Source organism: Roseococcus sp. YIM B11640, from assembly GCF_049727625.1.
Classification (GTDB): Bacteria; Pseudomonadota; Alphaproteobacteria; order Acetobacterales; family Acetobacteraceae; genus Roseococcus.
Genome location: NZ_JBBJOZ010000001.1, coordinates 858,548 through 880,337, shown reverse-complemented (window position 1 = coordinate 880,337; position 21,790 = coordinate 858,548). Strand labels below are relative to the sequence as shown.

Sequence of the window (21,790 nt, the reverse complement as noted above, 5' to 3'; positions counted from 1 at the left end):
GGTCGGCTACCCGAGGAAACGCATCTGATGGATTTCTCTTCGCTCGACCCGGTGATCAGCCCCCGCTCCATCGCGATCATCGGCGCCTCGGACGAGCCCACGCGCATCGGCGGCCGGCCCATCTCCTACATGAAGGAGCGCGGCTTCAAGGGTGCCATCTATCCCGTCAATCCGAAGCGGGCGACGGTGCAGGGCCTCACCGCCTATCCGGATGTCGCGAGCCTGCCGGCCGTGCCCGATGTCGGCATCGTCGCCGTTCCGGGCGCGGCCGCGCTAGAGGCCATCGAGGCGCTGGGCGCCAAGGGCTGCAAGGCCGTCATCGTCTTCACCGCTGGCTATGCCGAAGTTGACGAGGCCGGCGCCGCCGAGCAGGACAAGCTGGTCGCCGCCGCCAAGAAGCACGGTATGCGGCTGCTCGGCCCCAATTGCCTCGGCCTGTTCAACGACGCCATCGGCTTCTACGCGACCTTCACCGCCTCCTTCGACAGCGGCTGGCCAGTGAAGGGTGGGCGCATCGGCATCGCCAGCCAGTCGGGCGCCTACGGCACGCATCTCTTCTCATTGGCGCGCGACCGCAACATCGGCGCAGGCATCGTCGTCACCACAGGCAATGAGGCGGAGGTCGCGCTCGGCGACGTGCTGGGCTGGATGGCGCAATCGCCGGATATCGACGTGATCTGCGCCTATGCCGAGGGCATTCGCGAGAGCGAGAAGTTCCTCGCCGCGCTCGACCTCGCGCGCAAGAACCGCAAGCCCATCGTGATGATGAAGGTCGGCCGCAGCGAACTCGGCGGCGCGGCCGCGCAGTCGCACACCGCCTCCATCGCCGGCGACGACACCATCACCGACGCGGTGCTGCAGGAATACGGTGTGGTCCGCGCCCGCAACACGGAAGAGCTGCTGGACATCGCCTATGCGGCGACCAAGCGCATTTATCCGGCGAGCAACACGCTGGGCGTGATGACCGTCTCGGGCGGCGCGGGCGTGCTGATTTCCGATGCGGCCGATGCCGTGGGCTTCCCCATGCCGGCCATGCCGCAGGCAGCGCAGGAAAAGCTGCGCGGCCTCATCTCCTTCTGCGCGCCGCGGAACCCGGTGGACTGCACCGCCCAGGCCATCAACCAGATTGAGATGGTGGGCGAGTTCACGCGCAGCATGGCGGTGGATGGGCAGTACAAGTCCTGCCTGATCTTCTTCTCGCAGGTCGGCGGCTCGCGCACCGTGGCGCCGAAGATCCGCGGCCAGCTCAAGGCCGTGATGGACGAGCATCCGGACCGAGTCTGGGCGCTCTCCATCATCGCCCCGCCCGACATGGTGCGCGAATGGGAAGCCGAGGGCTTCCTGGTCTTCGAGGATCCGACGCGCGCCGTGACGGCGCTGCATGCGCTCGGCCGCTTTGGCGATGCCTTCGCCAAGGGCGCGGCCCCCTCGCCCACCCTGCCCAAGGTCTCGCTGCCCGCGCAGACACCCACCGAGGCCGAGGGCAAGCGGATCCTTTCCGAAGCCGGCATCCCCGCCGTGCCTGAGCGCGGCTGTGCCGATGCCGATGCCGCGGTGAAGGCCGCGCGCGAATTCGGCTTCCCGGTGGTGCTGAAGATCCTCAGCCCCGACATCCTGCACAAGAGCGAGATCGGCGGCGTGCTGCTCGACATCGCCAGCGAGGATGCGGTGCGCGAGGGCTTCGCCACGCTCATCGCCCGCGCGAAGGAGCGCGCGCCGGGCGCGCGGCTCGAGGGCGTCCTGGTGGCCAAGCAGATCAAGGGCGCCGTCGAGATGGCGCTCGGCATGGTGCGCGACCCGGTCTTCGGGCCCGTGGCCATGGTGGGCCTGGGCGGCATCTTCATCGAGGTGCTGAAGGACGTGGCCTTCCGCCGCTGCCCCTTCGACGCGGTGGAGGCCGAGGCGATGATCCGCAGCCTCAAGGGCTTCCCGCTGCTGGATGGCGTGCGTGGCCGCAAGAAGGCGGATGTGAAGGCGCTGGCCAAGGCGCTGTCCAACCTCTCCGCCTTCTCGGCGGCGGCGGGGTCGCGCCTGCTCTCCATCGACATCAACCCGATGCTGGTGCTGCCCGAGGGCGAGGGCGCCTACGCCGCCGACGCCGTCCTGGAGATCGGCGAGTAGGTCACCCCACCGCGCGCAGGTCGGCCAGGAGCGGCTCCACCAGGGGCGACTGGCCGGCCGCGTCGCCGAAGATGCACATCTCCGCCGTGCCCAGCGGCGGGAGGCCCTCCAGCTCCACCAACCCATCCGGCAGGCCGGTGCGGCCCAGCACGCTGATGGCGAAGCCTGCCTGAGCCGCGGCCGCGATGCCCATGAGGCTCGGCGAGGTGTAGACCACCTCGAAGGCGATGCCGGCCCGCGCCAGCACGGTCAGCGCGCGGTCGCGGAACATGCAGCCCTGCGGGAGCATCGCGAGCGGCAGGGGGCGGTCGCGCGGGATCACGAAATCCGGGCTCGCCACCCAGACCACGGCCTCAGTGAAGATCACGCGGCCTTCCGTCTCGCCGTCGCGCCGCTTGCCCAGTACGAGATCCAGCTCCTCCCGCGCCAGCGCGGCACGCAGCTCGTGGCTGCGGCCCACCTCCACTTCGATGCGGACCTCCGGCCAGGTGCGGGCGAAGCGCGCGAGCACCGGCGCCAGGTGGCGCGGCACGAAATGGTCGGCGACGCCCAGCCGCAGCCGGCCGGAGACGGGCGGCGCCACGAATTGGCGCACCGCCTCCTCGTTCAACGCCAGCATCCGCCGCGCATAAGCCAGCAGGGATTCGCCCTCGCGCGTCAGGGAGACCTGCTTGGCGCCGCGCAGGAAGACGGGCTTGCCCAGCATCTCCTCCAGCCGCTTCACCTTGAGGCTGATGGCCGATTGCGTGAGGCCGAGGGCCTGGCCGGCCAGGGTGAAGCCGCCGCGCTCGGCGACGGTCACGAAGCCGCGCAGCAGGTCGAGGTCGAGATCAGGGACGCGCATCGGCCCTTTATCGGCCCGGGCGTGCCCAAAAAAAAGGGCGGCCGGAGCCGCCCTTTTCGTCAGATCTCGTCGTCGTAGCCGCCGCCATCGTCGTAGCCGCCCGAGGCATCGTTGCTGTAGCCGGCGCCGGGATCGTCGTAGCCGCCGCCGGAGGCATCATTGCCACCCCAGCCCTGCGCGGCCGCCGCCCCGCCCGGATCGGTCCAGGCCGAGGAGGTCGGAACCGCCTCGTTCGCGAAGCCGCCGGAAGTGGCGCTCGCGGCCGAGGCCGCGCCGTGGCTGCCGGAGAAGGCGTTCATCAGCATGTTGCCGAGGAACATGCCGCCCGCGACGCCGGCCGCCGTGGTCAGCGCCGTGCCGAGGAAGCCCGGGCCCTGTCGGCCCTGGAACGCCTGCGGGTTGTAATTGGGCGGATACTGAGGCTCGGGCCGCGGGGGCATCGGCGCCGGGCGGCTGCCGCCCAGGCCGAAGAGGCCGCGGCTCTGCGAGGCCTGCGCCTGGCGCGTCGCGTTCTCCAGCTCCCATTCGAGCTGCTGGATCCGGTTCTGCGCCTCGACCAGCGCGTGCTCCTGCACGAAGGCCGTCTGAGTGATGCGGTAGCGCGCCTCGGGGTAGCGGGTGAAAAGGTCCGAGATCAGCCGGTCTGCCTCCGGGTCCACCGGCGGCAGCGGGGCGGCCTGCGGCCCGGTCTGCGGGATACGGCCTCCCCAGGGGCTGCTGGATGGCGCCACGGCGGGCTGCTGGGCACCGGAAACACGGGCCACGTAGTCCGAGATGATGCGGCGTTCTTCGTCAGTCATGGGGTCCTTCCCTCCGAGAGCGGCTCGCGCCGTTCGAGACCGGAAGGTGGCCCGGCCGCCGCCCGCTTTCAAGAAGTGAACGATCTGTCATAATTTGTCGATATGGCGCTCATCCGATCCGGCTCGGCAGGCGATGCCGGGCCCAGGCGATCTTGGGGCAGTCGTCCATCACCACCTCAACGCCCTTGGCCTTCGCGCGACCGGCGGCGGGCTCGTTGACGATGCCGAGCTGCAGCCAGACGGACCGGGCGCCGAGCGACACAGCCTCATCCATGACCTCCCCGGCCTGCTCGCTGCGGCGGAAAACATCCACCATGTCGAGCGGCTTCGCCTTCTCCAGGCTCGCCACGACCTGACGGCCGTGGATTTCCTTCCCGGCCAGGGTCGGGTTCACCGGCGTCACGTCGTAGCCCCGGTCCAGCAGGAACTTCATGACGTCGTTCGAGGCGCGGTCCGGGCGGTCCGAGGCGCCCACCAGGGCAATGCGACGGGTGGTGAGCAGCAACTCGCGAATATCCATCGTCTTCTCCAGGCGCGGCTTGCATCGAAGGGTGCCGCGCGCATCTTCACAACCCATGTGGTACCCGTTCCGTCGCCGCCCACCCCTCGTCGCGCTTCTCCGCCTGGAGGGGCTGATCGCAGCGCGCAGTGGACCCTTCGGGGGTCTGAACATCGCGGGCGCCCATCCGTTGCTGGAGCGTGCCTTCGGAATGAAGGGGCTTTCGGCCGTCTTCCTGGCCATCAACTCGCCGGGTGGGTCGCCCGTGCAGTCCGCGCTGATCGCCAGGCGCATCCGCCAGCTCGCGGAAGAGAAGAAGGTGCCGGTCGTGGCTGTGACAGAGGATGCCGCCGCCTCGGGCGGGTACTGGATCGCCTGCGCGGCCGACGACATCATCGCCGACCCGGCCTCCATCCTCGGTTCGATCGGGGTCATCTCCTCGGGCTTCGGCTTCCAGGACACCATGGCCCGGCTCGGCGTGGAGCGGCGCGTCCGGACGGCCGGCACCGAGAAATCCCTCGGCGATCCCTTCCGTCCTCAGAAGGACGAGGATGTCGTGAGGTTGGACGCGTTGCTGGCGGAATTGCACACCGAATTCAAGGACTGGGTCCGCGAGCGCCGGGGGGATCGGCTCAAGGCGCCCGAAGAGCAGCTTTTCACCGGCCGTTTCTGGATCGGCCGGCGCGCGCTCGAGCTCGGCCTTTGCGACGGGTTGGGGGACGTCCGCTCGGAGGCGAAGCGCCGCTTCGGCGACAAAGTGCGCGTCGTCCCGATCGGCCCGCGCCGCCGGCGTTTCCCGCTGAACTTGCTGCCCGGCGCGGCGGCAAGCGTGCTGACCGCCGCGGAAGAGCGCGCCGCCTGGGCGCGGCTAGGCCTCTAGCCGCCGCCGCACCTGCGAGAGCCAGTTCTCGAGGTTGTAGTAGTTGGTGACCCTCGAGATCTTGCCGTCGCGGATGGCGAAGAAGGCACCTACCGGGAGCACATAGGGCTGCCCGGACGCCGGCGGCAGCCCCTCATCCGCCACCAGATAGGCACCGTTGATGGTGAACTCGGCCGAGGCGTTGAGCCCGTCCGCGCTCGTCATCACCACGAGATCCTCGACCCGCTCGCGATAGCTGCGCTCCATCCGGGCCAGGAAGGCGCGGAAGGCTTCGCGGCCGTGCTCTCGTGGGCCCTGGTTGATGTCGTGGATCACGTCGGGTGTCAGGCAATCCAGCATGCCTGCCCAATCGCCGGCGTTGAAAGCGGCGTAATACCGCTGAATCAAGGCTTCGCTCATGTGGCGAGGCTCGGGATCCGGGCGCCGATTACGGCCAGCAAGGCTGCCGCGGCGGCGGCCTGGCAGGGCTCGATGACCGGCAGGCCGCTGGCCTCGGCCGTCACCGCCACATGGCCGGCCATACCGGCACAGCCCAGGACGACGACTTCCGCGCCCTGCTCGCGCAATTCGCGGGCGGCGGCGGCGATGCGGGCCTGCGGGGCCACCGGATCGGTCAGGACCTCCATGGGCAGGTCCAGCGGAATCCAACCCGCCATCCGATCCTCGACGCCCATGGCCTGGAGCGCACGGCGCTGACGCGGGAGGGATTTCTGGGTGAACCCGATGATGCCGAAGCGCTCGGCCCTCGCGATGGCGGCCGCGACGGCACTCCGGAACATGCCGAAGACGGGCCGGTCGGTGACCGTGCGGACCGCCTCCAGGCCCGGATCGCTGACGCATCCGATGACATAGGCATCGGCAGCTTCACGCTCCACTTCGCGGCAAAGGGGCTCGGCCACGCCGTACCAGTCCCGCCAGGTGACGATAGCCGGCGGCCCATTGGCCAAGCGTGTTACGTCGATACGCGGCAGGCCGGGCGCCGCAAAGGGCGCCACGGCCTCGGCGATCCCATCGGTGCAGGATCGAGATGAATTCGGATTGATGATCAGGATACGGCCATGCATTTCCGGAGCATCGCAGGAACACTCAATCCTTGCCATCTTAGTTGTCAGAACCCATTTTGTGCAGCGCACCATGCCAGACATCGCACCGCCTTCATATTGGGAACCCGATCGCCGCTCGCCGGCCTCGCCCTATGTCATCCCGCCGCTGAAGACGGCGTTGTGGCGCGGTGTGCGGAACCGATGCCCGATCTGCGGCGAGGGCAAGGTCTTCAAGGGCTTTCTTCGCGTCGTGGACGAGTGCGAGAATTGCCACGCGCCGCTCGGCAAGCTGCGCGCGGACGATGCGCCCCCCTATTTCACCATCTTCATCGTCGGCCATCTGCTCGTGCCCCCTGTCTTCTGGGTTGAGCGACATTTCGAGCCGCCCATGTGGCTTCACATGGTAGTCTGGCTACCGCTCTTCGCGGTCGCGACCACGCTGCTCCTGCGCCCGATCAAGGGTGCGACCGTGGGTTTGATGTGCCGGCTCGGCTTCAACGGTGCCGACGACCCTCGAAGCTGAGGCGGGGTCGGAGCAGCGGCTGGTCCGGATCGAACTTCCGGACGCGCCCCCTCCCCCGTCGGCCTATGCGGAGGCCGATCGGCGCCAGGCGATCGAGGATCTTCTGCGCGGCAATCACTTCGACCCGCACGGCCTCGGCCCGGGCCCCTTCATCCTGCATCTGATGGTGCGGGAGGGACGCTTGATCCTGGATATCCGGGACGCGGCCGATGAGCCGTTGCACGCCATCATCCTCGTGCTCGGCCCCTTCCGGCGGCTCATCAAGGACTATCTCATGCTGGTCGAAAAGCATGAGGAGGCCGTGACCGAGGGCGCCATGGATGCGCGCGTGCAGGCCATCGATATGGGTCGCCGCGGGCTGCACAACGAGGCAGCGGAACTTCTCACCCACCGGCTGGAAGGCCGTATCGGCGTGGATTTCGAAACGGCCCGGCGCCTCTTCACCCTGATCGCGGCGCTGCACCAGCGCGTTTGACTTTCACGCGCCGGACGCTTGACGCCGGTGCTGCCGCGCGACAACTCCCGCATACCCTGTAAGGATCCGAGCGCACCATGAAGATCGACGGCGTGTCCTACCGCAGCGTCTGGCTGGATTCCGACGGCTGGTCGGTGAACATCTTCGATCAAACCAAGCTGCCCTGGCAGGTCGAGGTGATCCGCCTCACGAGTTGGAAGCAGGCCGCCCACGCCATCCGCTCCATGCAGGTGCGCGGCGCGCCGCTGATCGGCGCCGTCGCGGCCTATGGCGTCGCACTCGCCATGCGCGAGGATCCCGCGAAGCTGGACGAGGTGCTGGAGGTGCTGAACGAGACGCGCCCCACCGCCATCAACCTGCGCTGGGCGCTCGACCGGCAGCGGGCCAAGCTGCACAACCTGCCGCTGGAGGCCCGCGCCGCCGAAGCCTATGCCGAGGCGGCCGCCATCGCTGACGACGATGCCGAGACCTGCCGCCGTATCGGCGAGAACGGCCTGCCTCTGCTGCGCGAGATCGCGGAGAAGAAGGGCCGCGTGAATGTGCTGACGCATTGCAACGCCGGTTGGCTCGCGACCGTGGATTGGGGCACGGCGCTGGCGCCCATCTACATGGCGCATGATGCCGGCCTCGACGTGAAGGTTTGGGTGGACGAGACGCGCCCGCGCAACCAGGGAGCCGCGCTGACCGCCTTCGAGCTCGGCGCGCATGGCGTGAAGCACACCGTCATCGCCGACAATGCCGGCGGTCACTACATGCAGCACGGCGAAGTGGACATCGTGATCGTCGGCACGGATCGTGTGACCCGCACGGGTGACGTGGCCAATAAGATCGGGACCTATCTCAAGGCGCTGGCCGCAAAGGACAATGGCGTGCCCTTCTGGGTGGCGTTGCCGCATTCGACGCTGGACATGCGGGTTCGCGACGGCGTCTCGGAAATTCCGATCGAAGAACGTTCGGGCGCCGAGGTGACGGACATGACGGGCCGCACCGCCGATGGCCGGATCGAGACGGTGCGCGTGGTTTCGGCGGGGAGTGCCGCCGCCAATCCGGCCTTCGACGTCACGCCGGCGCGGCTCGTCACCGGCCTCATCACCGAGCGCGGCCGCTGCGCCGCGACTGAGGACGGGCTGTCCGGCCTCTACCCCGAAAAGGTGTGAGGACCGAAGCGCGACGCATGCGGCCGTCCGCGCTCGAGCATATGCAGGCCGATGACCAGCAGGACGCCGCCCGCGCCCGCCGCGATCGCGGCGAAGCCCGGCGCGACGCGACCGGGCGTCAGCCCGTCGGTCAGCAGCATGCCGACCACGCTCAGCACGAGGGTCAGGCCAAAGAGGACAAGGGCAAAGCCGAAGCGCTGCATGATGTGTTGATCTCCTGAGCCTGTTTTTCTCAGCGCGCCCAGGCGGCAAGAGGGAGAAGGCAGGGCATTTTCGTGGCACCCCTGCCCATGGCGAAGGCAAGTTGCGTCCAGGCGAAAAGCCATGGAAGCTCGGCGCGAGATTCAGCCCGAAGGTGTTCCCATGCGACGTTCCCTGATCGCCGCCGCGCTTGCCGCATTCCTTGCCGGACCTGCCCTGGCGCAGTCCCAGCCGCCCCTGCGTTGCGGCGTGGACGGCACCTTCGCGCCACATGCTTTCCCCTCGCTGCAAGGCGGCGTGCAGGGCTTCCAGATCGACCTGTTCCGCGAGGTCGCGCGCCGCATGGGCCGTGAGTTGGTCATCGACAGTGCCAGCTTCTCCGGCCTGATTCCCGCGATGAATGCCGGCCGATACGATTTCCTCTGCGCGCCGACGACCGTGACACGGGAGCGCGCCGAGAACCTCCTGTTCACCGAAGGCTATCTTTGGACGGAGCTCCAGTTCGGAATCCGCCGCGGCTCGGCGCCGATCCGTTCGGAAGAGGATCTTCGCGGCCAGACGATCAGCGTGAACAAGGGCACGCCTTATGAGCAATGGGTCCGAAACAATGCGGAGCGCCTGAACCTTACTCTGCTCGCATTCGACACCCAGCCCGATGCGGTGCAGGCGGTGATCCAGGGGCGCGCACGGGCCAATCTCTCGGGCAACACGGTGGTCCGCTATAGCGCCAGCCGTACGCCGCAATTCGTCGCGGATTTCGTGCTGCCTGGCACGCGCTTCCACTGGGGCACGCCCTTCCGCCGTGATTCCGGCGCGCTCCGCAACCAGGTGGAGGACGTGCTGGTGTGCATGAAGCGCGATGGCACCGTCGCCCGGATCAGCGAACGCTGGTTCGGAAACCGCCCCGGCCCGGATCAGGCAGAGGTGATGGAATTCCCAGGATACGGTCCGCCCGACATGCCCGGCTGGGACGCGACGCCGCAGAACCCGACCTGCGGTTGACGTGACCGGCTGGGAAAAGTTCGCAGACAGCTTCTTCAACGCCCGCGTCGCCGCCGAGTACACCCCGAAGATCATTGAGGGGCTTTGGCTGACGCTCGCGCTGGCGGGGCTGGTGATCGTGGCGGGGCTCGCGACGGGGCTGTTCCTCGCCGTGTTGCGCGCCATGGGCTTCCGGCCGCTGAACTGGCTGATCATCTTCGTGATAGATCTGTTCCGCGCCTTGCCGCCCCTGGTCATCATCGTGCTGCTGTATTTCGGATTGCCGGCGGCCGGGCTTTCGCTGTCGGGCTTCGTGGCGGCCTGGCTCGCGCTCTCGCTGGTTCTGATGGCCTTCTCCGAGGAGATCTTCTGGGCCGGCATCACCGCGGTGCCCAAGGGCCAGTGGGAGGCGTCACGAAGCCTCGGCCTGTCCTTTCTCGTGACCTTCTTCCGCGTAATCCTGCCGCAAGCGCTGCGCGTGGTGATCCCGCCGCTGGTGAACCGTACCATCGCCATCACCAAGGGCACGGCACTCGCCTCAGTAGTGGCGGTGCCGGAGATCCTGGGCGCAGCGCAGGCGGGCGTGTCCTTCTCCTTCAATCCGACACCGCTGACCCTTGGCGCGGCCGCCTATCTGGCACTGTTCCTCCCCGTCGTCGTTCTCGGCCGCTGGGTCGAGACGCGCTTCGCCTGGAAGCGCTAGGCCGATGCAGGATTTCCTCGACGCCTTCTTCAACTTCGAGATTCTCGCAGAAGCCTGGCCCATCCTCCTGGATGGGCTGCTGCAGACCGTCCTGCTTTCCTGCGTGGTCGTCCCTCTGGGCCTGTTCGGCGGTGTGATCCTCGCGCTGCTGTCGACATCGCGCCGCCGTTGGCTACGCATGGTCCTAATCGCCTGGGTGGATGTTTTCCGGTCCCTACCGCCGCTGGTGCTGCTGGTCTTCGTCTATGCAGGGCTCCCTTTCGCAGGGCTCGAGGTTAGTGCCTTCACCGCTGTGGCTATCGGCTTCTTCCTCAACACCGGCGCCTATTATGGCGAGATCCTGCGGGCCGGGATCGAAAGCGTACCGGCCGGCCAGATGGAGGCCGCGCGCTCCCTCGGCCTCTCGCGCGCCCGCGCCATGCGCCTCGTGGTCCTGCCGCAAGCGGTGCGAAACGTCTTGCCGGACCTCATCTCCAACACGCTGGAGGTGGTGAAGCTCACATCGATCGCAGCCGTCGTCGCCCTGCCGGAATTGCTCTTCCAGGCGCGACAGGCACAGAGCGTGACCTACAATGCCACGCCGATCATGGCCGCGGCGGTTGCCTATTTCATCCTGCTCTGGCCGGTGGTGCGTCTGCTGTCCCGCCTCGAGAACCGGCAGATCGCTCGCCGCGGTTGATTCAGGGCCGCGCCGCGATCGCGTAGACGCCACGCTCGTCCGGGTGCGGCACGAGCGCGTCCGTCACGCCGATCGCCGTCTCGGCGGAGCCGAGATAAACGGCCCCGTCGGGTGCCACCTGCCGCGCGAGGGCGTTCAGCACCCGCGCCTTGGTCGGCACGTCGAAATAGATCAGGACATTACGGCAGAAAACGACGTCGAACCGCCCCAGCGCGCGCGCGTCATGGAGGAGGTTGAATCGCTCGAACCGGCATGGGTTCGCCACCGCCGGCAGGATACGCCAGCGGCCGGGTTCGAACTGGGTGAAGCGCGTCATCAATGTCCGTATGGGAAGGCCGCGTTGCACCTCGAACTGCGTGAACACGCCGGACCGCGCGCGGTCCAGGACATGGCCGGTGATGTCGGTACCCAGGATTTCGAAGCGGCGCGCCGCGAAACTCCGGTCAGCCTCACCGAGCTCCGCCAGCAAGATCGCGATGGAATAGGCTTCCTGGCCTGTCGAGCAGGCTGCCGACCAGATCCGGATGACATGGCCTGCCGGCCGCGCCGCGTGCAGCTGCCGCAGCAAGCGGCGTAGGTGCTCGAATGGCCAACCATCCCGGAAGAAGCTGCTCTCATTGGTCGTGAGAAGTTCAGTGACCTCTTGCGCCAGGCTCTCGCCGAGCGGTGACCGGAGCCGCGTGGCCAAGGCGTCGAGGTCGCGCAGAGCCTCACGCTTCAGCAGCGGCCCCAGGCGTGTCCGCAGCATGTAGTCCTGCTCGCGGGCGATGACGCCGCCCGAGCGGGTTTTGGCGATGCTCGCCAGAAATTCGAATGTCGCGGGCGTCATGAATGCACTCCGGCCACATCGGCCAGGGTGTCGCCCAGCACCATCGGCGGTGCCTGCTCGGAAACCAAACCTGCGCGTGAAACCGCACCTGGCATACCCCAAACCACCGACGAAGCTTCGTCCTGCGCCCAGACAGCCCCCCCCGCCTCCGAAACGCCTCGGCAACCAGCCAGCCCGTCGTGACCCATCCCTGTCAGGATCACGGCCAGGACGCCGCCCCCGTAAACAGCGACGAGGCTGCGAAGCGTGGGGTCGACGGCCGGCCGGCAATAATTCTCAGGCGGCCCTTCGGAGAGATGCAGGATCACCCGATCCTCCACCTGACGTGCGACGAGGTGGCGATCGCCGCGCGCGAGGAAGAGAACCCCCGGTTCAAGCACATCGCCCTCCCTGGCCTCAATCACCTTCGGCCCACCCAGGCCGGACAGGTGTTCGGCCAGCATGCTCGTGAATCCCGCTGGCATGTGCTGGACCAGCAGCATGGGAACGGACGGCTTGCGCGGCAGCCGGCGAACCAGCGTGGCGAGGGCCTGGGGCCCGCCCGTAGAGCTTCCGATGCACACGACCTTGGGCCTGCTGCGCACCACCGCCGGCCTCGGACGGGTGATCCTGGCGGTGCCGTCGCGCAGACGCGCCCACCCCTTGACCTTCGCCAGCAGGTCCGCTCGAAAGACCGGATCGTTCAACCCTCCGGCTGCAGCAGACGGTTTCGATATATAATCCGAAGCGCCGGCGCTGAGGGCGGCCATCGTGGCCGCAGCACCCTTTTGCGTCAGCGCGCTCGCAACGATCACGACGGGCCGCGGTTTCCGCTCGAGGATGCGCGGCAGCACGGTCATGCCATCCATGACCGGCATTTCGAGATCCAGCAGCACGACCTCCGCGCGATGCATCGCCGCCGCCGAGTCGAGTGCCCTCAGCGCCTGAGAGCCGTCAGCCACGCGGGCGACGATCTCGATGGCCGCGTCGCTTTCCAGGATGCGGGCGAGAGCGGCGCGAACGGTGCCGCTGTCGTCGCACAGCATGACGCGCAGCTTGGACAGCATGTTCACGCCGGAAGGAGCCCTGCCTGAGCCAATTTGCTCGCCAAGACCTCCCGGTCGAATGGCTTCATCACGTACTCCTGCGCCCCGGCTTCCAGTCCTTCGAGAATCTGCTCCGTTCCTGCCTCGGTAGTGCACATGATCACCACGGGTTGGTCCGGGCCGAATTCCTCTCGCAGGGCCCGGAGGAAAACCAGGCCGTCCATCACCGGCATATTGCGGTCCAGCAGCACGGCCCGCGGCAGGTCGGCGCGGCAGGCGTTGAGCGCCTCTTGCCCATCCCCGGCCTCGCGCACGTTGAAGCCGAGTTGCTCCAGCATCCGCCGCGCTGCCTTTCGGACGGTGCTGCTGTCATCGACGACCAGGCAGGCCCCCTTGAGCATGGCGATCATATGCCGATGTGCAGCAGTCGATCGACATCGAGCAGCAAAAGCAGCCGGTCGTCCCGACGATACACGCCCTGGACGACATCCTTCCATGACGCCTCCAGGGTCGGCGGATTTCCCGAACGGCCTTCCGCGCCGAGCACCAGCACGTCACCCACCTCATCCGCCAGCAGGCTGTAGAGCTCCCCGGATTGCTCCACCACGACACTCATGGGCTGCTCGTCCCTCGCGCGGGGCGGAAGGCCGAGGCGAAGGCGCAGATCCACGGCGGTAACGATCCGGCCCCGCAAATTCAGGCTACCCGCGACCTCTGCAGGAGAGAGCGGGATGCGCGTGATGGCTTGCGGGCCCAGAACATCCCGGACCGCCAGGACCGGCACCGCGCAAAGCTGGTCGGCAACGGTCAGTGTGAGCATCATGGTTTGTCCATCGGCCTTCACGCCGCGGGCATCCGTATCCGCTTCCATCGTCAGCATCGTGCAGCTCCTTCAGTTCGCCAGGATCGGCTGCAGGCATTGCTGCAGGCTGGCGAGAAGCGCTTCGTGGTCGAATTTCGGGATGTAGTCGCTGAACCCGGCCGCCCGCCCGCGCTCCACATCCGCCGGATCCGACTGGCCAGACAGCGCGATCATCGGCAACTCCGACCAGATGCCTCCTTGCCGCACAGCCCTCGCCAGACCAAAGCCATCCAGCTCAGGCATGTTGATGTCAGACACGATGGCATCGAAGACCTCGCCGGCGTCGCGAAGGCGCAAGGCATCGCGGCCGTTGGCAACGGTGGTCGGTTCGTATCCTGCAGCCATGAGCGCAGGGACAATGAGGTTCCGGAAGAAGTCGCTATCCTCGACAATCAGCAAACGCGGCCGGCTCGAACGCGCAGACCCACGCTGGAACCAATCGCGGCAACCGAGCTTCAGCCAGTACGCCGGATCGAGAATGTCGGTGACACGGCCATCGACCACGCAGCTGCCCAAGAAGCCGGGACGCGCACCGGTGGCGTCCACTTCCAGCATTACCTCAACCACGTCCAGGATCTCATCGACCATCAGGCCCATGGCGCGGTCATCGTCGCCAAAGACGAGCACAGCCTGGGTGCGCGCCTCGGGTGCCGGAACCCAGTGGTCGAAGCTTACCAGGGGCATGAGCTTGCCGCGATACTGGACGACGAGGTTACCGCCGGCGCGCTCCATGCGCGCGACCTCCAGATTCTCCAGCCGCGCGACCACAGCAAGCGGCACCGCCATCGGGGCCGCATCGCCGGCCTTGAACAGCAGCAGCGAAACCACGCGGGAGCTGGCGGTGGTCACGAGGTCCCGCTGCTGGAGCGCCGCCCCATCGCCCGCCTCGGCACCCAGGCCGCTGGCGCGGGCAATGCCGCTCGGGTCCAGGATCATGATGACGCTGCCATCGCCCAGGATGGTATTTCCCGAGAACATCGTGACATGCCGGAGAATAGGAGCGACCGGCTTCACCACGATTTCCTCGGTATCGAACACTCGGTCCACGGTGATGCCGAAGAGTTGGGTGCCCACCTGCGCGACCACGACGAAGCCCTCCTGACCCTCGGCTTCACCCATAGGATTCAGTCGCAGCAGCCTGCTCAGCGGAACGAGCGGCAGGAGCTCGTCGCGCAGCCGCATGACGGGCGCGTCCTTCACATGCTCCACCCGCGGGCCGCCGGCTGAGCCGACACGCACCAGCTCCAACACGCTCGACTGCGGAATGGCGAAGCGCTCGCCACCGGCCTCCACGATCAGCGCCGCCGCGATAGCCAGGGTCAGCGGAATCTTGATAGTGAAGGTGGTTCCCCGGTGTTCCTGCGAAAGGAGGTCCACCGTGCCGCCGATGCGCTCGATGTTGGTCTTCACCACATCCATACCGACGCCCCGGCCAGAGACCGACGTGACCTCGGCCGCCGTGGAAAAGCCTGCGCGGAAGATGTAGCGATGAATCTCCCGCTCGCTCATGCCCGCCAGCTCGGCCTCGGTCGCGAGCCCGTTCGCCAGGGCTTTGGCCTTGATGCGCTCGGTATTCAGGCCCCGGCCATCATCCCCGATCTCGAGGACAATATGCCCACCCTCGTGATAAGCGTTGAGAATCACGCGACCAGTCTCTGGCTTGCCTGCCGAGCGACGTTGTTCAGGCATCTCCAGCCCATGATCTGCGCTGTTGCGGACCATGTGGGTGAGAGGGTCCTTGATGAGCTCCAGCACCTGCCGGTCAAGCTCCGTCTCCGCACCGCGCATGTCGAGCTCGATGCGCTTCCCCAGTTCCCGCGACAGGTCGCGCACGAGGCGCGGGAGCTTCGACCACGCATTGCCGATCGGCTGCATGCGCGTCTTCATCACGCCATCCTGCAGATCAGAAGTGATCTGCGAGAGGCGCTGCAGCGGGACCGCGAACGCCGCATTCTCCTCGGAGCGCGCGAGCTGGAGAAGCTGGTTTCGGGTGAGCACCAGCTCGCTCACCAGCACCATGAGATCCTCCAGGACGTCCACGGCGACGCGGATGGTCTGAGGGGCATTGCCGCCGGCCCCGGACGTCTCCATGGCCGTATCCGCCACAGCCTCCGCCACGACGGGTTCCGCCTGAACCGGTTCGGAGGCCGCCTCTCCGGACGCCAGGGCATCGAGGGCCCGGCGCAGGCCGCTGTCATCGCCCGCCGGCTCCTCGCCCGCATTCTCCAGCCCGGCCACGATCTGTTTGATCCGATCCGTTACCGAAAGGATCAGCGTGATGCCGTCCTGCGTGACGCGGAGCGACCCATCGCGCCAGAGACCCAGCACGTTTTCGGCCGAATGCGCGACGCCCTCCAGGCGCGGCAGGCCGAGGAAGCCGCATGTCCCTTTAATGGTATGAACCGTCCGGAAGACCTCGGAGAGAATGGCCGCGTTCGCGGGATTCCGTTCGAGCTGCAACAAGGCCGCGTCGAGATTTGTCAGGCCTTCATTCGTCTCGGTCAGAAAATCCGCGAGCAAATCGTCCATCGGCCATCCCCTCGGCTCTCGCGCGCCGGGGGCATTCCGGCCATGTCGCGATGGCGCCCCAGTGAAGCGCGGGGCCAATCTGCCGAGGGCATCCGAAGAAAACGTAAAGACGTTGCCCGCGCATTTAGCGCCGCAATTTGCAACGCACCCGGCGAATCAGGCCCCTAGTCCGAGGAGAAGCGGCGGCACCTGCACGCCCACCGGAACCGCGAGACTGATCTCCGCACCCGCCGCCCCGGCCTGCGCGAAAAGCCAGGGCGCGAGGACATGCCGAGGACCTTCCTCGATCGCCGCAGCGATGCTCCCGCCGGACAGGAGGCGGATCAGCGCGGGCGACCATTCGGCATCCCGCCCCTCCATGGCGACAGCGATGATGCCGCCTTCCTCGCGGGCGATCCGAACGGCGCCGCCGCGCGGAAGTCCCTCGGCCGCCAGCAGCGCGGCCGCCAGAAGGATCCGGGTCTCGGCGGCGGAAATCCTGGCATTCGAGGGCACGACATCAAAGCGCACGCGGTGCGCCATGGGGGCGCCGGCCAATAGCCTGGGGAGATCGTTCCACGCGCGGTCGTCGCCCTGGCCGAAGGCAGCCGCGAAGAGGGTGAGGCGGAAGCGGAGCTCCTCGGCGGTTTCCTTCAGGAGGAGCTGGGCATCGGTCTGCGCCGCCTGCGGCACGAGAGCCCCGATGCCGGAAACGGGCGCTCCCAGGTCGTGGCAGATCCTGGATGCGAGCAGCTCGGCCAGGCGCGGATCGGACGTCATGCTGATCATGTCTTACCTCGGAGACCGGCCTCGGGGGAGTGGAGGCCTTCGTGCGGCATGGCACCGCAAGTTCCAGGCCAGCACTACGCCAGCGAGGATTGCCGAAACCCCAATGAACCGACCACCTTCCCTTTCTCTGCCGATTGCGTTTCAACCGTGATCCGGAGGAAGCCAGAAGTGATCGAAATCGAGCCCGGCATGCGTGTCCGCCATCCGAGCATGCCGGAATGGGGTATCGGCCAGGTGCAGTCCGTCATCGGGCTGCGCGTCACCGTGAATTTCGAGAATGCCGGCAAGATCCTCGTCAATGCGGCCGTGGTCGAACTGGAGCCCCTCGAGGATTGAGCGACTTCCTTTCCGCGGTCCTGGCGCTGCCGGGCACCTGGCAGCTCTGGGCCGCCGTCTTCGCCACCGCCATCGCCGGGCTCATGCGCGGCTATGCCGGCTTCGGCACCGCCATCATCCTGGCGCCCGTCTATTCCGCCCTCTGGGAGCCGAGGGCCGGCGTGCCCGTGGTCCTGCTGCTCGAGCTTGTCGTCTCCATGCAGCTCCTCCCCCGCGCTCTCAAGGAAGCGGACCGGCGCGTGATCATGCCCATTGGGGGCGCCGCCTGCCTCGCCACGCCGATCGGCACGATCGTCCTGCTCTCGGCCGATCCGGACCTGCTGAGGCGGTTCATCGGCGGCTTCGTGCTGCTCTTCGGCGCGCTGCTGATGTCCGGTTGGCGCTATCACGGCAGCCGCCCGCTGGGGCTCAACCTGGCGGTCGGAACGACCTCGGGCCTGCTGAAGGGCGCGACCGGGATGAGCGGGCCGCCGGTCATCCTCTACCTCCTCGCCGGCCCCGAGGATGTACGACAGCACCGCGCCAACCTGATCCTCTTCTTCGGGCTGATCGCGATCGTCTCCGTCCTCGGCCCGCTCTGGGGCGGGATCATCACCGCGGCGGTCTTCGCGAAGCTGGTCTGGATCCTGCCCGTCCTCGTGATCTGCGTGCGGATCGGCACGAGGCTTTTCCACGTGGTTCCGCTCCGGCTGTACAAGCCCTTCGCCCTCGCGGTCCTCATCGCGAGCGGAAGCTTTGCGCTCCTGATTTGAGCGTCTTGCGTTCGATATTTCCGACCGATTATAACGACTGACCCATGCAGCTCAGCCCCGAAGAATGGCAAGCCGTGCGCCTGAGTCTGGATGTCGCCTCCCGCTCGGTGCTCGCCTCGTTGCTGCCGGCCATCGGCATTGCCTGGCTGCTGACGCGCGGGCGGTTCCCGGGTCGCATGTTGCTCGATGCGCTGGTCCATCTTCCACTTGTGGTGCCGCCCGTGGTGGTGGGCTGGGGTCTGCTCATGCTCTTCGGCGTGCGCGGCCCCATCGGCGCGCCGCTCATGGAGTGGTTCGGCATACGCCTGGTCTTCACCACGGACGGTGCCGCGCTTGCCACGGCCGTGATGTCCTTTCCGCTCATCGTACGCTCGATCCGGCTCGGGCTCGAGCAGGTGGATCCCGGACTGGAGCAGGCCGCCTCCACCCTGGGAGCTGGCCGCCTGGACCGCTTCCTGACGGTGACGCTGCCCCTGATGTCGCCCGGCATCCTGGCCGGCGCCGTCACCGCCTTCGCCGCCGGGCTCGGTGAGTTCGGCGCCGTCATCACCTTCGCCTCCAATATCCCCGGCGCCACGCAGACCCTCCCCCTCGCCATCTACAGCGCGACCCAGACCCCGGGCGGCGAGGCGACGGCCGCGCGGCTCGCGCTCGTCTCCTTCTCGCTCGCCATGGCCGGGCTGCTGCTGGCCGAGCTCATCGCCCGCCGGATGCATCGCCTACTGGGCCGCGCCTGATGCTGGAGCTGGCACTGCGGCACGGTTTCGGCGGCTTCTCGCTCGACGTCGAGATCGCGGCGCCGGCCGCCGGCGTCACGGCGCTCTTCGGCCCCTCCGGCTGCGGAAAGAGCACGATTCTCAAGGCCGTCGCAGGGCTGCTGCGCCCCCGAGAGGGCCGCATCGCCTTCGCCGGCGAGACGCTGCTCGATACCGCTCGTGGCGTCTTCACACCACCCGAGCGGCGCCGCTTCGGGCTGGTCTTCCAGGAAGCGCGGCTCTTTCCGCATCTGAGCGTGGGGTCCAACCTGCGCTACGGCCTCCGCCGCGCATCGGCCTCAGACACGGGCCCGGGCTTCGAGGAGGTGCTGGCGCTGCTAGGCATCGAGCACCTCCTGGCACGGCGCCCCGGCAGCCTTTCCGGCGGCGAGCGTCAGCGCGTGGCCCTCGGACGCGCCCTTCTCATGCGCCCGCGCTTGCTGCTGATGGACGAGCCCCTGGCTGCGCTCGATGCCGCCCGCCGGGCCGAGATCCTTCCCTTCCTCGCCAAACTTCGCGACGTAGCCGGGCTACCAATCCTCTACGTCACCCACGCGCTCGACGAGGCGGACGCGCTGGCCGACCGGCTGGTGCTGCTGGATTCCGGCCGGGTCCTGGCTGAAGGCAGCGTGGAGGAACTCACGGCACGCACCGACCTGCCCCTGGCCGCCCGGCGCGACGCGGGGGTGGTGATCTCCTGCCGGCTGCTCGACCACGATCCCGGGCGCGGCCTCAGCCGCATCGGCTTCGCGGGCGGCGAACTCGTCGTGCCGCTGCGGCCCGAGATGCCGGGCGCGCGGATGCGCCTGCGGCTCCGGGCTCGCGACATCGCGGTCGCGCTGGTGCCAGTCACGGGCATCTCGGTCCAGAACCAGCTCCTCGCCCGGCTGACCGAGATATTGCCCGGCCCCTCGCCGGCCGAGTTCTTCCTGCGCCTGGCCGTGGGCGAGACCATCCTCCTGGCCCGCGTCACGCGCGATGCGGTGGAGCGGCTCGGACTTGTGCCTGGGATGGAGCTGCGGGCGTTGCTGAAGTCGGTGAGCTTCGACCACCGCGACGGCTGACCTTTACGCCGCCCTTACGCGACGGGCGATCATTCCACATCGAGAAGTGACGGGCTCTGGAAGCAGGTTGGACTCCTGAACCCATGGGGACAGTCATGCTCGATTTCATACTCCTCCTCGCCGGGCTCGGCGTCTTCGCCGGGCTCGCTCTCTACGTCCACGCCTGCGCTCGTGTGTGACCATGAGCTTCGAACTCGCATGGGGCGGCGCTGCGGCGCTCGGCCTCCTCGTCTACCTCCTCCGGGCGCTCTTGCGGCCTGAAAGCCTCTGACATGACTCTCATCGGCTGGGCGCAGATCGCGCTCGTCCTCGGCATCGCGGTCCTGGCCGCGGTGCCTCTCGGCCGTTGGATGGCTGCCATCGCGGAAGGGCGGCTCGGCTGGCTCAGCAGCGCTGATCGGGGCCTGATGCGCGTGGCCGGAATCAACCCGGCAGGCCAGAGCTGGCAGGGCTACCTGCTGGCTATGCTGGCCTTCAACGCCGCCGGCTTCCTCCTGCTCTACGCCATCCTGCGCCTGCAGGGCGTGCTGCCCTTCAACCCGCAGGGCTTCGATGGCGTTCCGCCCTTCCTGGCGCTGAACACCGCCATCTCCTTCGTTACCAACACGAACTGGCAGGCCTATTCCGGCGAAGCGGCAATGTCCCACCTCAGCCAGATGACGGGGCTGGCGGTCCAAAACTTCCTCTCGGCCGCGACCGGCATCGCCCTGGCTCTGGCAATGGCGCGGGCCTTCGCGCGCGGTGGGCTGCAGCAGCTCGGCAATTTCTGGGCGGACACGCTGCGCATGACGGCCTACGTGCTGCTGCCGATCTCGGTCATCGCGGGCCTCGCCTTCATCGCGATGGGCGTGCCGCAGACCTTCGAGGCCAGCGTGACCGCGCACACCGTCACGGGCGCGGAGCAGACGATTCCCCTCGGACCGGTCGCCTTCCAGCTGGCCATCAAGCATCTGGGCACGAATGGCGGCGGCTATTTCGGCGTGAACTCGCTGCATCCATTCGAGGGGCCGTCCGCTCTCGCCACCAGCCTGCAGATCATTCTCCAGTCGGTGATCCCCTTCGCGCTCTGCCTCACCTTCGGCCGCATCGTGGGTGACCGGCGCCAGGGACGCGCCCTGCTCTGGGTCATGCTCGGTTTCGTGCTGGTCTCGACGCTCGCGGTCTACGCGGCCGAAACCTCAGGCAACCCGCTGCACCTCGCGGCTGGCGTGGCGCCGGAACTCGGAAACATGGAAGGCAAGGACGTCCGCTTCGGCCAGGCCCTCGTCGCGCTCTTCACCGCGACGACCACCGGCGCCTCCTGCGGTGCCGTGAACGCGATGTTCGACAGCTTCACGCCGCTCGGCGGCGCCATCCCGCTTTTCCTCATCCAGCTGGGTGAGGTCCTGCCCGGAGGCGTGGGATCGGGCCTCTACGGCATGATCATCTTCGCGCTGCTTTCTGTCTTCGTCGCCGGACTGATGGTGGGGCGCACGCCGGAGTATCTCGGCAAGAAGGTGCAGGCGCGCGAGATCAAGCTCGCCATGCTGGCGGTGCTGGTCCTGCCGGCCGCGATTCTCGGCCTTGCGTCCATCGCGCTGGTCGTGCCCTTCGGCGTGTCTTCGCTGCAGGATGCGGGCCCGCATGGCCTCACCGAGATGCTCTATGCCTATACCTCGGCGGCGGGCAACAACGGGTCGGCCTTCGGCCTGACGGCGGACACGCCCTGGCTGAACAGTACGCTCGGCCTCGCCATGCTGCTCGGCCGGTTCGCCTTCGCGGTACCGGTCCTGGCCATCGCGGGCAGCCTGGCAGCCAAGCCCCGCGCGCCGGAAGGGCCGGGCACCTTGCCGACGCACGGCCCGCTCTTCGCCGGTCTCCTCGCCGGCGTGATCCTGATCCTCGGCGGGCTGCAGTACCTGCCCTCCATCGCCCTTGGTCCCCTCGCAGAGCACTTCTCGATGCTCGCGGGCGCGACCTTCTGA

26 protein-coding genes are annotated in these 21,790 nt (G+C 67.9%); 14 read left to right on the top strand and 12 right to left on the bottom strand.

Features of this window, described 5'->3' with window-relative positions:
* Nucleotides 1-27: 27 nt before the first annotated feature.
* Nucleotides 28-2,121: an acetate--CoA ligase family protein gene (locus WJM96_RS04500; protein WP_424811226.1), complete on the top strand. Its 2,094-nt coding sequence runs from the start codon at nt 28-30 to the stop codon at nt 2,119-2,121.
* A 1-nt stretch (nt 2,122) separates the two neighbouring features.
* On the opposite strand, the gene WJM96_RS04495 is transcribed toward WJM96_RS04500, so the two are convergent.
* The 3 genes from WJM96_RS04495 to WJM96_RS04485 all read right to left on the bottom strand — a co-directional run bounded on the left by WJM96_RS04495 (nt 2,123) and on the right by WJM96_RS04485 (nt 4,285).
* Nucleotides 2,123-2,965, bottom strand: coding sequence for a LysR family transcriptional regulator (locus WJM96_RS04495; protein ID WP_424811225.1), 843 nt, complete (start codon nt 2,963-2,965; stop codon nt 2,123-2,125).
* Between the two features lie 59 nt (nt 2,966-3,024).
* On the bottom strand, nt 3,025-3,765 hold the full coding sequence (locus WJM96_RS04490) for a DUF2076 domain-containing protein (RefSeq protein WP_424811224.1): 741 nt from the start codon (nt 3,763-3,765) through the stop codon (nt 3,025-3,027).
* 109 nt (nt 3,766-3,874) lie between these two features.
* The gene (locus WJM96_RS04485; protein WP_424811223.1) at nt 3,875-4,285 is read right to left on the bottom strand and encodes a CoA-binding protein; all 411 of its coding nucleotides are present in this window, start codon (nt 4,283-4,285) and stop codon (nt 3,875-3,877) included.
* A 55-nt stretch (nt 4,286-4,340) separates the two neighbouring features.
* Here WJM96_RS04485 and WJM96_RS04480 point away from each other — a divergent pair, with 55 nt between their 5' ends.
* The gene (locus tag WJM96_RS04480; RefSeq protein ID WP_424811222.1) at nt 4,341-5,144 is read left to right on the top strand and encodes a S49 family peptidase; all 804 of its coding nucleotides are present in this window, start codon (nt 4,341-4,343) and stop codon (nt 5,142-5,144) included.
* On the opposite strand, the gene WJM96_RS04475 is transcribed toward WJM96_RS04480, so the two are convergent.
* Together WJM96_RS04475 and WJM96_RS04470 are read right to left on the bottom strand one after the other, a co-directional pair.
* Nucleotides 5,133-5,543, bottom strand: coding sequence for a ketosteroid isomerase-related protein (locus WJM96_RS04475; RefSeq protein ID WP_424811221.1), 411 nt, complete (start codon nt 5,541-5,543; stop codon nt 5,133-5,135). The two genes, WJM96_RS04480 and WJM96_RS04475, sit on opposite strands and share 12 nt — an antisense overlap.
* Entirely contained in the window at nt 5,540-6,208 is a 669-nt protein-coding gene (locus tag WJM96_RS04470; RefSeq protein ID WP_424811220.1) for an aspartate/glutamate racemase family protein, read from the bottom strand. The genes WJM96_RS04475 and WJM96_RS04470 overlap by 4 nt, the downstream gene beginning before the upstream one ends.
* Nucleotides 6,209-6,278: 70 nt before the next feature.
* Here WJM96_RS04470 and WJM96_RS04465 point away from each other — a divergent pair, with 70 nt between their 5' ends.
* From WJM96_RS04465 to mtnA, 3 genes are all read left to right on the top strand, one after another.
* Entirely contained in the window at nt 6,279-6,710 is a 432-nt protein-coding gene (locus tag WJM96_RS04465; RefSeq protein ID WP_424811219.1) for a DUF983 domain-containing protein, read from the top strand.
* Nucleotides 6,688-7,185, top strand: coding sequence for a UPF0262 family protein (locus WJM96_RS04460; RefSeq protein WP_424811218.1), 498 nt, complete (start codon nt 6,688-6,690; stop codon nt 7,183-7,185). The genes WJM96_RS04465 and WJM96_RS04460 overlap by 23 nt, the downstream gene beginning before the upstream one ends.
* 77 nt (nt 7,186-7,262) lie before the next feature.
* Entirely contained in the window at nt 7,263-8,342 is a 1,080-nt protein-coding gene (mtnA, locus tag WJM96_RS04455; protein WP_424811217.1) for an S-methyl-5-thioribose-1-phosphate isomerase, read from the top strand.
* Here mtnA and WJM96_RS04450 read toward each other — a convergent pair.
* A complete protein-coding gene (locus WJM96_RS04450; protein WP_424811216.1) occupies nt 8,324-8,545 on the bottom strand; it encodes a hypothetical protein in 222 nt (73 codons plus the stop codon). The genes mtnA and WJM96_RS04450 overlap by 19 nt on opposite strands.
* 160 nt (nt 8,546-8,705) lie before the next feature.
* On the opposite strand from WJM96_RS04450, the gene WJM96_RS04445 reads away from it, so the two are divergent.
* From WJM96_RS04445 to WJM96_RS04435, 3 genes are read left to right on the top strand one after another with little or no spacing between them, the layout of a single operon-like run.
* Complete coding sequence (locus WJM96_RS04445; RefSeq protein WP_424811215.1) at nt 8,706-9,545, top strand: transporter substrate-binding domain-containing protein; 840 nt, start codon at nt 8,706-8,708, stop codon at nt 9,543-9,545.
* A 1-nt stretch (nt 9,546) separates the two neighbouring features.
* On the top strand, nt 9,547-10,227 hold the full coding sequence (locus tag WJM96_RS04440; RefSeq protein WP_424811214.1) for an amino acid ABC transporter permease: 681 nt from the start codon (nt 9,547-9,549) through the stop codon (nt 10,225-10,227).
* 4 nt (nt 10,228-10,231) lie between these two features.
* Nucleotides 10,232-10,906 (top strand): amino acid ABC transporter permease, encoded by a 675-nt coding sequence (locus WJM96_RS04435; RefSeq protein WP_424811213.1) that lies wholly within the window; start codon nt 10,232-10,234, stop codon nt 10,904-10,906.
* 1 nt (nt 10,907) lies between these two features.
* On the opposite strand, the gene WJM96_RS04430 is transcribed toward WJM96_RS04435, so the two are convergent.
* The 6 genes from WJM96_RS04430 to WJM96_RS04405 all read right to left on the bottom strand — a co-directional run bounded on the left by WJM96_RS04430 (nt 10,908) and on the right by WJM96_RS04405 (nt 16,919).
* Nucleotides 10,908-11,735, bottom strand: a complete 828-nt coding sequence (locus WJM96_RS04430; protein ID WP_424811212.1) for a CheR family methyltransferase — start codon at nt 11,733-11,735, stop codon at nt 10,908-10,910.
* Nucleotides 11,732-12,781 (bottom strand): chemotaxis-specific protein-glutamate methyltransferase CheB, encoded by a 1,050-nt coding sequence (cheB, locus tag WJM96_RS04425; protein WP_424811211.1) that lies wholly within the window; start codon nt 12,779-12,781, stop codon nt 11,732-11,734. The genes WJM96_RS04430 and cheB overlap by 4 nt, the downstream gene beginning before the upstream one ends.
* A gap of 2 nt (nt 12,782-12,783) precedes the next feature.
* Nucleotides 12,784-13,170, bottom strand: coding sequence for a response regulator (locus WJM96_RS04420; RefSeq protein WP_424811210.1), 387 nt, complete (start codon nt 13,168-13,170; stop codon nt 12,784-12,786).
* Nucleotides 13,167-13,640: a chemotaxis protein CheW gene (locus WJM96_RS04415; protein WP_424811209.1), complete on the bottom strand. Its 474-nt coding sequence runs from the start codon at nt 13,638-13,640 to the stop codon at nt 13,167-13,169. The genes WJM96_RS04420 and WJM96_RS04415 overlap by 4 nt, the downstream gene beginning before the upstream one ends.
* Before the next feature lie 12 nt (nt 13,641-13,652).
* Nucleotides 13,653-16,151, bottom strand: coding sequence for a chemotaxis protein CheW (locus tag WJM96_RS04410; RefSeq protein WP_424811208.1), 2,499 nt, complete (start codon nt 16,149-16,151; stop codon nt 13,653-13,655).
* A 156-nt stretch (nt 16,152-16,307) separates the two neighbouring features.
* Entirely contained in the window at nt 16,308-16,919 is a 612-nt protein-coding gene (locus WJM96_RS04405; RefSeq protein WP_424811207.1) for a histidine phosphotransferase family protein, read from the bottom strand.
* A gap of 189 nt (nt 16,920-17,108) precedes the next feature.
* On the opposite strand from WJM96_RS04405, the gene WJM96_RS04400 reads away from it, so the two are divergent.
* The 6 genes from WJM96_RS04400 to kdpA all read left to right on the top strand — a co-directional run bounded on the left by WJM96_RS04400 (nt 17,109) and on the right by kdpA (nt 21,790).
* Nucleotides 17,109-17,255, top strand: a complete 147-nt coding sequence (locus WJM96_RS04400) for a DUF3553 domain-containing protein (protein ID WP_424811823.1) — start codon at nt 17,109-17,111, stop codon at nt 17,253-17,255.
* Nucleotides 17,252-18,007: a TSUP family transporter gene (locus tag WJM96_RS04395; protein ID WP_424811206.1), complete on the top strand. Its 756-nt coding sequence runs from the start codon at nt 17,252-17,254 to the stop codon at nt 18,005-18,007. Before WJM96_RS04400 ends, WJM96_RS04395 begins: the two co-directional genes overlap by 4 nt.
* Nucleotides 18,008-18,081: 74 nt before the next feature.
* Nucleotides 18,082-18,744: a molybdate ABC transporter permease subunit gene (modB, locus tag WJM96_RS04390; RefSeq protein WP_424811205.1), complete on the top strand. Its 663-nt coding sequence runs from the start codon at nt 18,082-18,084 to the stop codon at nt 18,742-18,744.
* A complete protein-coding gene (gene modC, locus WJM96_RS04385; RefSeq protein WP_424811204.1) occupies nt 18,744-19,826 on the top strand; it encodes a molybdenum ABC transporter ATP-binding protein in 1,083 nt (360 codons plus the stop codon). The genes modB and modC overlap by 1 nt, the downstream gene beginning before the upstream one ends.
* 181 nt (nt 19,827-20,007) lie before the next feature.
* Nucleotides 20,008-20,097, top strand: coding sequence for a potassium-transporting ATPase subunit F (locus WJM96_RS04380; protein WP_424811203.1), 90 nt, complete (start codon nt 20,008-20,010; stop codon nt 20,095-20,097).
* 1 nt (nt 20,098) lies between these two features.
* A complete protein-coding gene (gene kdpA / locus WJM96_RS04375; protein ID WP_424811202.1) occupies nt 20,099-21,790 on the top strand; it encodes a potassium-transporting ATPase subunit KdpA in 1,692 nt (563 codons plus the stop codon).

Excerpts from the sequence above, each read along its gene's own strand:
- kdpA (WP_424811202.1), top strand. The coding sequence starts at position 20,099 with ATGACTCTCATCGGCTGGGCGCAGATCGCGCTCGTCCTCGGCATCGCG.
- WJM96_RS04400 (WP_424811823.1), top strand. The coding sequence starts at position 17,109 with ATGCGTGTCCGCCATCCGAGCATGCCGGAATGGGGTATCGGCCAGGTG.
- WJM96_RS04445 (WP_424811215.1), top strand. The coding sequence starts at position 8,706 with ATGCGACGTTCCCTGATCGCCGCCGCGCTTGCCGCATTCCTTGCCGGA.
- WJM96_RS04415 (WP_424811209.1), bottom strand. The coding sequence starts at position 13,640 with ATGCTGACGATGGAAGCGGATACGGATGCCCGCGGCGTGAAGGCCGAT.
- WJM96_RS04485 (WP_424811223.1), bottom strand. The coding sequence starts at position 4,285 with ATGGATATTCGCGAGTTGCTGCTCACCACCCGTCGCATTGCCCTGGTG.
- WJM96_RS04410 (WP_424811208.1), bottom strand. The coding sequence starts at position 16,151 with ATGGACGATTTGCTCGCGGATTTTCTGACCGAGACGAATGAAGGCCTG.
- WJM96_RS04470 (WP_424811220.1), bottom strand. The coding sequence starts at position 6,208 with ATGCATGGCCGTATCCTGATCATCAATCCGAATTCATCTCGATCCTGC.
- WJM96_RS04435 (WP_424811213.1), top strand. The coding sequence starts at position 10,232 with ATGCAGGATTTCCTCGACGCCTTCTTCAACTTCGAGATTCTCGCAGAA.
- WJM96_RS04490 (WP_424811224.1), bottom strand. The coding sequence starts at position 3,765 with ATGACTGACGAAGAACGCCGCATCATCTCGGACTACGTGGCCCGTGTT.
- WJM96_RS04405 (WP_424811207.1), bottom strand. The coding sequence starts at position 16,919 with ATGATCAGCATGACGTCCGATCCGCGCCTGGCCGAGCTGCTCGCATCC.
- WJM96_RS04480 (WP_424811222.1), top strand. The coding sequence starts at position 4,341 with ATGTGGTACCCGTTCCGTCGCCGCCCACCCCTCGTCGCGCTTCTCCGC.
- WJM96_RS04420 (WP_424811210.1), bottom strand. The coding sequence starts at position 13,170 with ATGATCGCCATGCTCAAGGGGGCCTGCCTGGTCGTCGATGACAGCAGC.
- WJM96_RS04475 (WP_424811221.1), bottom strand. The coding sequence starts at position 5,543 with ATGAGCGAAGCCTTGATTCAGCGGTATTACGCCGCTTTCAACGCCGGC.
- WJM96_RS04465 (WP_424811219.1), top strand. The coding sequence starts at position 6,279 with ATGCCAGACATCGCACCGCCTTCATATTGGGAACCCGATCGCCGCTCG.
- mtnA (WP_424811217.1), top strand. The coding sequence starts at position 7,263 with ATGAAGATCGACGGCGTGTCCTACCGCAGCGTCTGGCTGGATTCCGAC.
- WJM96_RS04500 (WP_424811226.1), top strand. The coding sequence starts at position 28 with ATGGATTTCTCTTCGCTCGACCCGGTGATCAGCCCCCGCTCCATCGCG.
- cheB (WP_424811211.1), bottom strand. The coding sequence starts at position 12,781 with ATGCTGTCCAAGCTGCGCGTCATGCTGTGCGACGACAGCGGCACCGTT.
- WJM96_RS04380 (WP_424811203.1), top strand. The coding sequence starts at position 20,008 with ATGAGCTTCGAACTCGCATGGGGCGGCGCTGCGGCGCTCGGCCTCCTC.
- WJM96_RS04450 (WP_424811216.1), bottom strand. The coding sequence starts at position 8,545 with ATGCAGCGCTTCGGCTTTGCCCTTGTCCTCTTTGGCCTGACCCTCGTG.
- modC (WP_424811204.1), top strand. The coding sequence starts at position 18,744 with ATGCTGGAGCTGGCACTGCGGCACGGTTTCGGCGGCTTCTCGCTCGAC.
- WJM96_RS04495 (WP_424811225.1), bottom strand. The coding sequence starts at position 2,965 with ATGCGCGTCCCTGATCTCGACCTCGACCTGCTGCGCGGCTTCGTGACC.
- WJM96_RS04430 (WP_424811212.1), bottom strand. The coding sequence starts at position 11,735 with ATGACGCCCGCGACATTCGAATTTCTGGCGAGCATCGCCAAAACCCGC.